The organism is Pseudomonas sp. SDT291_1_S447 (genome assembly GCF_054070155.1).
The window spans coordinates 1-206 of sequence record NZ_JBSVXS010000507.1; the positions used below are offsets into that span (position 1 = coordinate 1).

Sequence of the window (206 nt, forward strand, 5' to 3'; positions counted from 1 at the left end):
CGACGAAGAAGAATTCGCCGAAACCACCCTGATCGAAGCGATCGAGAACCAGATCGAGAGCGAAAACCCACCGGCCGCCAAGGCCACGTTCAACAAGCTGACCCTGGTCGGCTACGAGCGTGAAGAGATCCTGCAACTGATGGCCCACGTGCTCGCAGTCGAGATCGACGCGCTGCTGGAAGAGGACCGCGCCTTCAATACCGAAT

The 206-nt window shown here is 58.7% G+C and carries 1 protein-coding gene; it reads left to right on the forward strand.

Translation table 11 applies throughout. The annotated features are described in order from the left end of the window. Positions 1 to 206, forward strand: a 206-nt coding sequence (locus ACW9IR_RS30575) for a hypothetical protein (RefSeq protein ID WP_457466357.1), incomplete at both ends; no start/stop codon positions are given.